Source organism: Paenibacillus sp. A3 (assembly GCF_001399685.1).
GTDB lineage: Bacteria > Bacillota > Bacilli > Paenibacillales > NBRC-103111 > Paenibacillus_G.
In genome coordinates, this window is record NZ_JTHN01000128.1 from 73,664 (window position 1) to 85,220 (window position 11,557).

General features: G+C 52.4%; 14 protein-coding genes. 10 read left to right on the forward strand and 4 right to left on the reverse strand.

Going from position 1 to position 11,557, the window contains the following annotated elements:
* Positions 1–67: 67 nt before the first annotated feature.
* The 3 genes from QJ48_RS19785 to QJ48_RS19790 all read right to left on the reverse strand — a co-directional run bounded on the left by QJ48_RS19785 (position 68) and on the right by QJ48_RS19790 (position 1,976).
* Positions 68–1,015 carry a DMT family transporter gene (locus QJ48_RS19785; protein ID WP_054975242.1) on the reverse strand — a complete coding sequence of 316 codons (948 nt, stop codon included), beginning with the start codon at positions 1,013–1,015 and terminating at the stop codon, positions 68–70.
* Between the two features lie 285 nt (positions 1,016–1,300).
* Positions 1,301–1,465, reverse strand: a complete 165-nt coding sequence (locus QJ48_RS37005; protein WP_157261694.1) for a hypothetical protein — start codon at positions 1,463–1,465, stop codon at positions 1,301–1,303.
* A 37-nt stretch (positions 1,466–1,502) separates the two neighbouring features.
* Positions 1,503–1,976 (reverse strand): MarR family winged helix-turn-helix transcriptional regulator, encoded by a 474-nt coding sequence (locus QJ48_RS19790; RefSeq protein WP_054975243.1) that lies wholly within the window; start codon positions 1,974–1,976, stop codon positions 1,503–1,505.
* Between the two features lie 164 nt (positions 1,977–2,140).
* On the opposite strand from QJ48_RS19790, the gene QJ48_RS19795 reads away from it, so the two are divergent.
* From QJ48_RS19795 to QJ48_RS19815, 5 genes are all read left to right on the forward strand, one after another.
* Complete coding sequence (locus QJ48_RS19795; RefSeq protein ID WP_054975244.1) at positions 2,141–2,776, forward strand: HlyD family efflux transporter periplasmic adaptor subunit; 636 nt, start codon at positions 2,141–2,143, stop codon at positions 2,774–2,776.
* A gap of 38 nt (positions 2,777–2,814) precedes the next feature.
* Positions 2,815–4,455: a DHA2 family efflux MFS transporter permease subunit gene (locus tag QJ48_RS19800; protein ID WP_054975245.1), complete on the forward strand. Its 1,641-nt coding sequence runs from the start codon at positions 2,815–2,817 to the stop codon at positions 4,453–4,455.
* 22 nt (positions 4,456–4,477) lie between these two features.
* A complete protein-coding gene (locus QJ48_RS19805; protein WP_054975246.1) occupies positions 4,478–5,005 on the forward strand; it encodes an NAD(P)H-dependent oxidoreductase in 528 nt (175 codons plus the stop codon).
* 35 nt (positions 5,006–5,040) lie between these two features.
* Entirely contained in the window at positions 5,041–5,550 is a 510-nt protein-coding gene (locus QJ48_RS19810; protein WP_054975247.1) for a hypothetical protein, read from the forward strand.
* Positions 5,551–6,165: 615 nt separating this feature from the next.
* Positions 6,166–7,398 carry an MFS transporter gene (locus tag QJ48_RS19815; RefSeq protein WP_054975254.1) on the forward strand — a complete coding sequence of 411 codons (1,233 nt, stop codon included), beginning with the start codon at positions 6,166–6,168 and terminating at the stop codon, positions 7,396–7,398.
* 53 nt (positions 7,399–7,451) lie between these two features.
* On the opposite strand, the gene QJ48_RS19820 is transcribed toward QJ48_RS19815, so the two are convergent.
* Complete coding sequence (locus QJ48_RS19820; RefSeq protein WP_054975248.1) at positions 7,452–7,688, reverse strand: TM2 domain-containing protein; 237 nt, start codon at positions 7,686–7,688, stop codon at positions 7,452–7,454.
* Between the two features lie 305 nt (positions 7,689–7,993).
* Between QJ48_RS19820 and QJ48_RS19825 the strand changes: the two genes are divergently transcribed.
* From QJ48_RS19825 to QJ48_RS19845, 5 genes are all read left to right on the forward strand, one after another.
* Positions 7,994–8,197, forward strand: a complete 204-nt coding sequence (locus QJ48_RS19825) for a cold-shock protein (RefSeq protein WP_010495688.1) — start codon at positions 7,994–7,996, stop codon at positions 8,195–8,197.
* A gap of 73 nt (positions 8,198–8,270) precedes the next feature.
* A complete protein-coding gene (locus QJ48_RS19830; RefSeq protein ID WP_054975255.1) occupies positions 8,271–8,498 on the forward strand; it encodes a cold-shock protein in 228 nt (75 codons plus the stop codon).
* Positions 8,499–8,578: 80 nt separating this feature from the next.
* A complete protein-coding gene (locus QJ48_RS19835) occupies positions 8,579–9,190 on the forward strand; it encodes a bifunctional 2-polyprenyl-6-hydroxyphenol methylase/3-demethylubiquinol 3-O-methyltransferase UbiG (RefSeq protein WP_054975249.1) in 612 nt (203 codons plus the stop codon).
* Positions 9,191–9,325: 135 nt separating this feature from the next.
* A complete protein-coding gene (locus QJ48_RS19840) occupies positions 9,326–10,981 on the forward strand; it encodes a response regulator (RefSeq protein WP_054975250.1) in 1,656 nt (551 codons plus the stop codon).
* A partial coding sequence (locus QJ48_RS19845) for a cache domain-containing protein (protein ID WP_193394469.1) occupies positions 10,978–11,557 on the forward strand: 580 nt, incomplete at its 3' end. The genes QJ48_RS19840 and QJ48_RS19845, both read left to right, overlap by 4 nt.

Genomic DNA, 11,557 nt, shown 5'->3' on the forward strand with positions numbered 1-11,557 from the left:
GGAGAGGCGGTTAACACCTTAAACGAATCACTATTCCGTAATGTTTCCGAACCAGCGAGTGATTCCTTCATTTATTGTTTGCATTGGATTCGGATCCGGATCCGATAGAGAAATCGCCCAGGGAATATTTAATAGATTTCTTGTTTGAATTTTCAGATCGAATGTTACTACTAACAATCCCGCCTAAAATAATGATTACTCCAATCCACTGAGGCAAGCTTATGGGTTCAGCCAGCACTAAAGAGGACATTGTAATGACAATCGGCAGTTCGGATGCTGTCAGAATCGTTCCCAATCCTGAACCAACATGCGGCATTCCAATGGAAAACAAAAGGGGAGGAAGGACGACCCCGAATATACCCAGTGCTAATCCATAAGGAATCAACCCCATGAATACATCCAAATCCAATAAAAACGATGGCGGGAATACGATAAATACGGTTAATACACCCCCCGTGGAAAGAAGAGCACTTTTTAAAATGGGAGGGGTTGCTTTTTCAACAGAACTACTCAAAAAAACGAATGTGGAAAAGGTTAATGCAGCAAGCATTCCCCAAAAGCTTCCCAACCATGACAACGCCATGCGTTCCTGAAACAGTACATTGGCAGCCAAAATGGACCCAATGAGAAGCAACACAATGGAAGTAAGCTTACTCTTTGTCGGCCTTCTCTTATGGAACAACCACTCCAGCAGGGCTCCGATCCAAACAAATTGAAACAAAAAAACAATAGCCAGCGAAGCGTTTAGGGTTTGTAAGGCTTGATAATAGAATATACCTGTTAGCCCAAATGGAACTCCAGATAGAATAAGCTTTGAAGTTTGTATACGAGTTAGTTTTTTCTTTTTGGTAAATAAAACAACGAGCCAAGTAAGCACAGCTCCGAAAAAATACTGCCCTCCAGTTACTGCTGACACTGTGAAACCTGCTGTATAAGCCAATTTAACAAATGTAGACAATATCCCATAACAGCAGCCTCCTAAAAAAACAATCAATGCATAGTGCCATAATTTCATATTAATCCTCCTTTTTTGAATGCAAAAAACCACACAAATGACCAGTAAGGCCTTTGTGTGGCGAAAATAGAGATGAATCTCCAGAAAAGTCCACATTATCCTAAATAGGTTTTAGGTATTCCGTTTCGGTAACAACAATATACCATACTTTGGTCGTTGTCAATCACGAATACATTCGAACCACAAAACGAGTGTACAGGCTTGATTTGCCGCCTGTTACCGAAATTCGTCAATGGAATTCATTGAATAATGGCAAAGGAGAAATGTGGAAAAGGTTGAGAGATTTTAGTTCACTCTCTGACGTCGAAAGAGGATGTCGATGATATCCGGTGCAGCTTCCGGTACTTTTGAAGCCTTGGTTCTAAAAAGGTCGATATTTCTGAGAATAGAGAAATCGACCTTTTTACTGTTTGTAAATTCCAAAGAGCCGCCAGTTGGTTGATCGGCCAAGACCTACTTACCTGCCCAATCAAAGCTTCGCAAATCATTACTGCCGTTCCAGCTTCGAAGCAAGCTGTTCGGTAATTTTGTCGATCATGGCGAAGAACAGAGTCTTCTCCTCGTCGCTCAGCGGTTCAAGCATATCGGTAAGCAGCTGCCGCCGGATTTCCATGGCGTTCTTCACGAAGGCAGCGCCTTGCTCCGTGAGTGCGATACGTACGGTGCGGCGGTCCGAGTCGCTGCGCAGACGGACGATCAGGCCGTCTTCCTCCAACTGATTCAGCGCAATCGTCGTTGCGCCGGAGGAAAGCTGCAATCGTTTGGCGATATCGGCGACCATGCAATTTTGGTTATGATAGATGGTCTTAAGAATGTAGTATTTCGTGTTGTTCATCCGCCAATGCGGCTCTTTGTGCTTTTGCTCGATGAGCTTCATTTTGTATTTCAGGAACGTTTCCGCCAGTCTGTTCATCGAGTCGAATTCATGGGCGGACGTGTCCGGAGGCTGGTTTGCGGACATGGGGCTTCTCCTTACTTTGTTCGAAATAGGGCAGACAGATCAAGTATACCGGATTTTATTACTAATTGTGTTCCGTTTTTTTTCATGCTAAAGTTGTTTTATCGCAAAATTACTTTATTATAAAGTAATTAATATATTAAAATATAATGGAGGAGAGAAATCGAATGAAAGGACGTATGTTTGCAGCCAATATTATTGGCGTTGTTCTTATTGTATTGTTAGCCTTCGGCGGATTTTATTATTATGATCAGTCGTCCAAATATATTAAGACCGAGGATGCTCGGATTGCGGGCGATGTGATCGCGGTATCCGCCCCGGCGGGCGGTACGTTGTCGTCCTGGAGCGGGAAGGAAGGCGGGATGATTGCCAAGAATGGCAATGTCGGTCAAGTCTCCGAAGGCTCGAAAACGGTGAACGTCGCTGCCCCGATTGACGGCACGATCGTCAAAAATCAGGCCAAGGAAGGCCAAATGGTTCAGCCCGGCCAGCCGCTGGCGCAGCTTGTCGATATGAAGAACCTGTATGTGACGGCCAACCTGGACGAAACCGACGTGAAAGACATTCAAGTCGGGTCGGCGGTGGACATTACGGTGGACGGCGATGCCGACACGACGTTGAAAGGAAAGGTCGAAGAGATCGGACATGTGACGAACTCCGTATTTTCTTTGCTGCCTTCCGCCAATACGAGCGGGAATTATACGAAAGTGACGCAGAAGGTACAGGTCAAAATCTCGATGACGAACTATTCGGATTCTGTCCTGCCGGGAATGAACGCCACGGTTAAATTGACGAAAAAATAATGGCTTACTTCTAATATCTTATAAAGAAAGGAGCTGCAATGATGGCTTCTCCGCGAGAAACGAAAGAAAACCGGGGCGGCTTGTCAGGATATGGGAGTTTATTGACGGTGCTGATGCTGGGCTTGTTCCTGGCGATCCTGAACCAGACACTGCTGAACGTCGCACTCCCCCATCTGACGGCCGACTTCGGCGTCAGCACGAGCACGGTGCAATGGCTGCTCACCGGCTATATGCTGGTGAACGGGGTTCTGATCCCTTTATCCGCGTACTTGATTGAACGGCTTGGGGTCCGGCGTTTGTTTTTGATCGCGATGCTCTCCTTTACGGCAGGGGCGCTGATCTGCAGCATCGCTCCAAGCTTTCCGGTCATGCTGACCGGGCGTCTCATCCAAGCGATCGGCGGCGGCGTTCTGACTCCGCTGGTGATGAGCGTCATCTTGTTTATATTCCCGCCGGAGATGCGGGGGAAAGGGATGGGGCTGTTCGGGCTCGCGATGATGTTCGCCCCGGCGGTCGGACCGACCTTGTCCGGATGGATTGTACAAAATTACGACTGGCATTGGCTGTTTACGGGAATGCTCCCGTTCGGCGTGTTGGTGCTCATTATTGCTTTTTTCAAGCTGAAAAATATCGAAGAGCCTAAAAAAATCAAGCTGGACACCTTCGGCACGGTCACCTCGATCTCTGGGGTGGGGCTTCTCTTGTACGGGCTTAGCGAAGCAGGGTCCAGAGGATGGACGGACACCGTTGTCTTGTCCTGCATCGTTGCCGGATTCGTTCTGCTTATCGCGTTTGTCATCCAGCAAGCGCGCTCGGAAAACCCGATGCTGGATATGCGGGTGTTCCGCTACGGCGTCTTTTCGCTGTCAACCGTGATCAACGTGTTCGTCACGGCCAGCATGTTCGCGGGCATGATTCTTCTGCCGCTTTATTTGCAGAACCTGCGGGGCTTTACGCCGCTCGATTCCGGATTGATGATGCTGCCGGGGGCGATCGTGATGATGATCATGTCGCCGATCTCCGGAACGCTGTTCGACAAGATCGGTCCGCGCCCGTTGGCGGTCGTCGGAATGATCATTACGACGGTGACGACGTACGAATTCACTACGCTGACTTTGGATACGTCTTACGGTTATATTGTTGCCATTTATATGGCGCGTTATTTCGGTATGTCCTTGTTGATGATGCCGATCATGACGGCCGGAATGAATCAGCTTCCACGGGAGCTGAGCAAGCACGGGACGGCGATGTCCAATACGCTGCGCCAAATCAGCGGTTCGATCGGGACAAGCTTGATTACGACGATTTTTACCAATCGTTCGACCGTTCATTATGCCGCTTTCACGGACCGGATGGATACGACGGACCCGGCCTTCATGGACTCGTTCAGTGCGCTCGTTAACCGGATCGCCGCGGCGGCGCATCTGCCGCTGACCGAAGCGAAAACGCAAGCGGCAGCGGCGTTAGCCGGAGAAGCGAAGCTGCAGGCGACGGTGATGGGGATTAACGACGCCTTTTTCTGGACGACCATCATTTCGGTGGTCGGGCTGGGCTTGAGTGTATTCTTGCGTGATGTGAGAAAAGATAAGCCGAAGCGGACCCTGCATAGTCCTGAGGAGACGAATGCGCGTACGATGGAGGTTATTTTGCTCCCGTCGCCGGGGCAAACGGCGCGATAAGTGAACCAGGAGGGGGATAAAAATGAAAATATATATCGTATACGATAGCGAAGGCGGACATACCGAGGCATTGGCGCACGCCATCGCTGCAGGAGCCGCCCTTGTCGAGAATGCCGAGGTGCAGGTGCATAGCGTGCAGGAAGCGGACGTCAGAGCTCTACCGGAGGCGGATGCGATTATTTGGGGCTGTCCCGGACATTTCGGAACGATCAGCGCCGGGCTTAAAGCATGGATCGATAAGCTCGGCTATTTGTGGGCGCAAGGCAAGCTGATCGATAAAATCGGCGGCGTATTCTGCACGACCGCGACGGAGCATGGAGGCCTTGAGTCGACGATGGTCAGCCTGATGACGCCGATGCTGCATCAAGGCATGATCGTTGTCGGTCTGCCGGGCAATATACCGCAAAACGCCACCTACGGCTCGTATTATGGTGTAGGCGTGACGTGCCCGATCGATAGCGAAGAGCTGCTCAGCGGGCAGGGCAAAGAGCTAGGCCGAGCTTTCGGGAAGCGGATTGCCGAGGTTACGCGGAGATTTGCGCGTACTTGAGCGGAAGACTCAGGCGGACGGAAGGAGGAAGCGAGATGACCGTTCCTGTCATTTGCATCGCAATAGCCGTCATTCTGGTTATTGTTCTCATCATGTATAATATGCGATCGATGATGTCTGCGCCTGTCCCCCGGAGCGAGCGGCAGTTTCCCGGCCATTCGGAGGAGGCGCCGGGGCAGGGGCTGCCAGTGGAAGAGCCTGCGGGTCCGGCTGTGCAAGAAGCCGCAGCGACGAAGCGCCCCGGGGCGAATCAGGAGAGAGCCGAGGCAACTACGGTCCAAGTGCCTCAGGCGGCGGAACAGGAAGCTGAGGTTCGGGCGGCACAAAAGCCCATAGCACAATCGGGCCGGGCGCTTGCTCCCGAAGCCGATGCGGAAGCCGCGCCGACCTCGGCCAAGCTTGCCGATCCGGAATATCGTGAGGCGCTCCGCGGGTTCGCCCAACCGGCAAAGCCCGGGAAGCCGTCCGAGAAAGCCGTCGAAGCTCCCATGAAGGACGACGACTTCCGTACGGCGCTGCGGTCGATGCACAACAAGAAGCAATAATACGATTTCGGAAAAAGACTTCATTACTTTGGGTTATCGCATGAGCGACCTGAGGTCATGGAGTCTTTTTGTGCGTTGGAAGTCAACTCAATTACCAATTACAAGCCCCGTATCTGGGTGGATTTTCGATGTGGTCACCTAGTTATCCACGGAGTTATACACATAATAAACAGCCTATCCAACGGAAATCTTGTCTAGGGGCTTGTTATTATTCACATATTCACAAAATGGGTTATACACACCCGGATTTGGAAATTTTGCTTCCATGGGTATGATTCTTTGGTATTGTAATATTTGTAAAAGTGGTGTTTCCTTTGGACAAAAAGGACAGAAAGAGACCCACAAGCAACGGGCTGTGGGTCTAAAGGGTTTATATATTAAAAAGGGGGTCGAGGATTATTATAGCCTGCGAACATTAAGGGACGATGAAAATTATATTTCATTTATATTACAAATCTGATAAATCGGAATAATGCAACGACAGGCCGGCATAACGATCTAGGAAGCAAACTTGCAGAAACATTTTTTGGCAGCGCTTACAAAAATCTTTGCCGAAGGGGGAAAGGTACCTGCGTGAAAAAATATGTGAATTCCCCGACCGCCTTCGCCTTGGGCATGCTCGCCATGATGATCCCGACTCAAGCGTTCAGCGCGTTCTACAGCTACTACTATGTAGAGAAGCTGGGTCTTGGCGTAGGGCTAGCCACGCTTGCAAGAACGATTTACCTGATCTGGGATGCGCTGGGCCAGCCCTTGTTCGGCTATTTATCGGACCGGACGCGCAGCCGCTTCGGACGGCGCAAGCCGTGGCTCGTGGGCTCCGTTCCGCTGTTCATGCTGACGTTCGTTATGGTGTTTGCCGTCCCGGACGGCTTGTCCGGCTATGGCTTGTTCGCCTGGTTTCTGATCGCGCTCGTGCTGTTCGAGAGCGTCTCGGCCATTCTGTGGGTGAACTACGGAGCTTTGTTCCCGGAGCTGTTCCGGGGCGAACGGCTGCGGGCCAAAGCATCCGCCATTCAGCAGAGCTTTCAGATCGCCGCCATTCTGATCGGCTCGGCGCTGACGCCGGTGTTGTTTGCCGCGATGGGCTTCGGACGGATGGCGCTTGTGTATGCCGCTGCTTTTGCCGTATTCATGCTTTTCTGCGCCGCGTCCGTGAGGGAAAGCGAGGAAGCCCGTCAAGAACCGCCGCTTCGGCTGCGGGAAGCGTTCCGCGAAACGCTCAAAAACCGCGTCTTCTTGTTGTTCAATCTGGCCAACTCGTTCGCGCAGACGGTGAACGGGCTGATCGGGTCGATGATTCCGTTTTATGCCAAATACGTTCTGCGCATCCCGGAATCGCAAGTCTCCCTGCTGCTTGCCTCCGTATTCGTGTCGGTCATTCCGCTGGTTGCCGTGTGGTATTGGATCGTTCGCAGACTGGGGGCGGTCCGGAGTTGGCGGCTTTCCTTGGCTGTGTACGGGCTATCCGTCATTCCGCTGTGGTTCGGCAGCAATCTTGCGGGGGGCATCGCGGCAGGCGTTACGGTCGGGTTCGGCTTGGCGGGCTTTCTGGTGACGCCGCCCGTGCTCGGCAGCCAGATCATCGACCGGGACTTCGAGCAGACCGGACACCGGAGAGAGGGAGTCTATACCGCGGTCGGGGGGTTCATTACGCGTTCGAGCGGCTTGATCTCGGCGTTGGCTTTCTGGGTGGTCGGGTTGCTGTTCGGGTATGTGAGCGGGGAGCAGCCGGGGCCCGATCCGCAGGGCACGTTCCGCTATTTGATCAGCGTTGTTCCCTTTTGTTTGCTGGCGGTGTCGTTTCTTATCGCCGTGACCCTCCAATTCCCGGACAAGCGCGAATGAAAAAAACTGCCGCGCAGCAGCAGTTTTCCGTGTAAATTATGAGGCGGTGAGATTTAATTCTTGATAGGTCTGCCATCGGAATCGGTAAAACTCCCAACGGCGATCATGATAAAATCAATCAATGTCCAGATACCGAAGCCTCCCAAGGTAATCAGCATCAGGATGCCGGTTCCGACCTTGCCTACGTAGAAGCGGTGAACGCCAAGCGATCCCAAGAAGAAAGCCAGAAGCAGCGCGGCTACAAAGCTTTTCGGACTCTTGTGTTGATGTTGCGGTGTAGTATAATCCACAGTGATTCCTCCATTAACAACAGTAAATTTTGAAATGCTCATTTGTATCTATCGGCAGGCGCTTATCCAAAAGTTAGTTTTCTTTTCTAAATAATTCTTAATAATTGCAGCTTATTTTTGCCGGCGGCGATATTTGCCTTTACGTACGGAATGTGGTAAAATGAAATAAATGTTTATAAATGAAACCGGAATTCACATATTGAAAAAGGTGACATTTTTTACATGATACTTTTTTCAATGTGTGAATTTTTTAATTTTGGTTAAAAATGAGCATATTAAATTTATTAATTGTGGAGGTCACACCCATGCAAACAGGTACAGTAAAATGGTTTAACGCAGAGAAAGGCTACGGCTTCATCGAAGTTGAAGGCGGCAGCGACGTATTCGTGCACTTCAGCGCGATCCAAGGCGAAGGCTTCAAGTCCCTGGACGAAGGCCAACGCGTTGAATTCAACGTTGTTCAAGGCAACCGCGGACCGCAAGCCGAGAACGTTGTAAAAGTTTACTAAGCAGCAAGCCCGCTTCTAACGCAAGTTAGGGGCGGTTTTTCTTTTAGTATTGCGATCGGAAAGGGGAATGGCCGTGAATTATCGTAAAAAGATGTTTGAGGAGATCCCCAAGGAAGAGACCAAGATCTGGTCCTGTACGAAAGAAGACTGCAACGGGTGGATGCGGGACAATTTTATGTTCGAGCATAAACCGACATGTCCGCTGTGCCAGTCTCCCATGGTCAGCGATACGAGAATGCTGCCGGCTTTGGCGAACTCGGCGCCGGATCAGCGTCCGGTCAAGACCGGGCAAGAGGAATAGGCGCGAATTTGACAGCCGCCGTTCAAGTTGTTAACTTGAATGGGCGGTCTTTTTTGTAGGTTCCGAGTGAGGTGATGAGGATGCTCGAATGGACGGGAGAGCGAATTATTCCCAAGCAGATGAAGCCGACGAACGGTATGCTGCTGGAGCATATCGCGAGATATTATTTTGCCGCTCCTTATGCGCAGGGGCGGGTACTGGATATTGCGTGCGGAACCGGATACGGGAGCCATATGACGGCCAAGGAGCGGAAGCGGGAAGTGACGGAGATCGTCGCCGTCGATAACGATGAGGAGACGCTGCGGTATGCAAGCCGGGAGTACCATCATCAGAAGGTGACGTATGTGCAAGGAGATGCGACGGACCCGGGGCTTCCGGAGCGGCTCGGCCTGTTCGATACGATCTTGAGCTTTGAAACGATCGAGCACCTGAAGGATGACAGGTCGTTCATGGACAACCTCTACCGCATGCTGAAGCCGGGAGGAATCTTGGTCCTGTCCAGCCCGTTCGGCCGGGGGCGGGGCATGCCGACCAGCGAACCGTTTCATGTTCACCAGCTGACATCAGGCGAGTTCGAGGAGCTGTTCGACGGTTTTGCCGAGGTGGACATTTACTATCAGCGCGGAGTGACCTTCGAGAAGCCGCGGGACGGAATCCGGTATTTTATCGGCGTGGCGGTGTGCCGGAAGTAGCAGGGAACCGGCGACCTATTTCCTCCACTTTTCAAACGGGGCGCCCTTCTGGTACATTGTTATCACGAGATTTCGAAACTTGCCGAAGACGGGAGGCGCAAGTTCCCGCAGCGGCGCAAAGTGAGGCCGTGACCGATGTATAAGCTCATGCTTGTGGAAGACGAAGAAGATGTGCGCGAAGGCATCCTGCGGGAGATCGACTGGGCCCGCCACGGATTCGAAGTGATCGAAACCGCGGAAAACGGTCAGGAGGCGGCGGAGCTTTTCGAAAGGCAGGTGCCGGACGTGGTCGTCACCGACATCCGCATGCCGTTTATGGACGGGCTGCAGCTGGCGGCTTGGATCCGGCAGCGGTACGAAGCGACGAAGATCGTCATCCTGACCGGTTTCGACGAGTTCGAATACGCGCAAAAAGCGGTCAAGCTGCATATCGACGAATATGTGCTCAAGCCGTATTCGGCGCAGGAGCTGATCGACGTGCTGGCGAAGATCAAGCGCCGGATTGACGAAGAAGCGGCGGAGAAGGAAAACGTCCAGACGCTGCAGGAGCACTACCGCAGAAGTCTGCCCGTGCTGCGCGAGGTGTTCCTGGCCTCGCTGGTCGCGCGGAAGCTGCCGCGGCGCGAAATCGAGGAGAAATGCCGCAGCTATAATCTGGAGCTGGCGGCGGACGCCTACGTCGTATCCGTCATCAGCATGGATACGGGCGACAGCGAGGACGCGGAGGGAGCAGCCGAAGCCTCGCTGAGAGGTTCGAAGGACACGGAGCTGAAGCGCTTCGCCGTGCTGAACATTGCCGAAGAAATCGTCGAGAAGCACCGCTTGGGGCGGGTGTTTTTGCACAACGATTATTTGGTGCTTTTGACGGTAGCCGGACAGGCGCCGGAGGGCGAAGCTTCCACGCTTAAGAAAACGCTTACTGCGCTGGAGGACATCCGGCAGAGCATTGAGAAATATTTGAAATTTACCGTCACAATCGGCGTTGGTACCGTATGCGGCGAATTGACGGACGTATCCTATTCGTACAAGGATGCGGTATTGGCGCTCGATTACCGCGGCATTCTCGGCAGCAACCAGGTCATTTGCATCGACGACGTAGAAACGCGTTTCGTCGAGAAGCTGCGCTTCGACGAATTGAAGGAGCATGCGTTGATCCGCTGTCTGAAGGTCGGCACCCCGCAGGAAATTCAGGAGACGGTGGATGGCTTGTTTCACGGCATCGGCGAAACGCAGGTGTCGTTCAAGGATTACCAGATTTACTTGATGGAAATGCTGACCGCCATTCTCAAAGCGGCCAAAGATGCGAACGTCGACTTGGATGCGGTGCTCGGGACGGACTTCGTGCCGTTTGCGGAGCTGCACAAGTTCGCGAGCCTTCAGGAAGCGAAGAGCCGCATTCTCGGGCTGTGCACAGCTATCATGAACAGCATTGCGAGCCAGCGGCAGTATGCGTACAAATCGCTGGTGGAGCAGGCGATCGACTATACGAAGAGCCATTACCACGAGACCGACATTTCGATCCAGAAAGTGTGCAGCCATCTGCACATTAGCGCCGGCTATTTCAGCAGCATTTTTAAGAAAGAATCGAAAATGACGTTCGTGAACTACCTGATGCACATTCGGATGGAAGCGGCGAAGGAGCTGCTGCGGACGACCGATCTGAAAGCGTTCGAGATCGCCGAGCGGGTCGGGTATGCGGAGCCGAACTACTTCAGCTTCAGCTTCCGCAAGCATGTCGGCGTCTCGCCGAAGGAATACCGCAGCGCCGCCATGGAGGGACAGCGCGGATGAAGCGGGTGGCCCGGGGGCTTCGGCGGATGGCCGCATCCGTTGTCTATACGTGGAAGGTCAAGAGCATTCAGGTGATCATCACCGCGTCGTTTACGCTGCTGACGCTTCTGGTTATAGCGTTCGTCAGTGTGATGCTGTACAACAAATTTACGAAGACGGCGGAGCAGAATACGTTTCTCAGCAATGAACAGATTGTCGCGCAGGTCAAATACAACCTCGAAATTTACTTGCAAAATATGTCGCAGGTGTTTCAGACTGTGGAGCAAAAGGTGTGGATGAATTCCATCGTGTCGGGCGAACGGCTGACCGATCAGCTCGGGACGATACTCGACAGCCGCACGGATATCGTATCGATGGCGCTTTTTACGGCGGACGGCGAGCCGATTGCGGGGCTTCCGGCCATGGACATGCGCAAGAACACGAAGCTGACCGAGCAGAGCTGGTTCAAGACGGCGCTGGAGAATCCGAACCATCTGAGCTTCTCGCTGCCGCACATCCAGAACCTGTACAAGGGCAAGTACACGTGGGTCGTATCTATGAGCAAGCAGATTACGATCGAACGCGGCGGCGAGAAGC

Coding starts and splice junctions, on each gene's coding strand:
- QJ48_RS19785 (WP_054975242.1), bottom strand. CDS start 1,015: ATGAAATTATGGCACTATGCATTGATTGTTTTTTTAGGAGGCTGCTGT.
- QJ48_RS19790 (WP_054975243.1), bottom strand. CDS start 1,976: ATGTCCGCAAACCAGCCTCCGGACACGTCCGCCCATGAATTCGACTCG.
- QJ48_RS19795 (WP_054975244.1), top strand. CDS start 2,141: ATGAAAGGACGTATGTTTGCAGCCAATATTATTGGCGTTGTTCTTATT.
- QJ48_RS19800 (WP_054975245.1), top strand. CDS start 2,815: ATGATGGCTTCTCCGCGAGAAACGAAAGAAAACCGGGGCGGCTTGTCA.
- QJ48_RS19805 (WP_054975246.1), top strand. CDS start 4,478: ATGAAAATATATATCGTATACGATAGCGAAGGCGGACATACCGAGGCA.
- QJ48_RS19810 (WP_054975247.1), top strand. CDS start 5,041: ATGACCGTTCCTGTCATTTGCATCGCAATAGCCGTCATTCTGGTTATT.
- QJ48_RS19815 (WP_054975254.1), top strand. CDS start 6,166: ATGCTCGCCATGATGATCCCGACTCAAGCGTTCAGCGCGTTCTACAGC.
- QJ48_RS19825 (WP_010495688.1), top strand. CDS start 7,994: ATGCAAACAGGTACAGTAAAATGGTTTAACGCAGAGAAAGGCTACGGC.
- QJ48_RS19835 (WP_054975249.1), top strand. CDS start 8,579: ATGCTCGAATGGACGGGAGAGCGAATTATTCCCAAGCAGATGAAGCCG.
- QJ48_RS19840 (WP_054975250.1), top strand. CDS start 9,326: ATGTATAAGCTCATGCTTGTGGAAGACGAAGAAGATGTGCGCGAAGGC.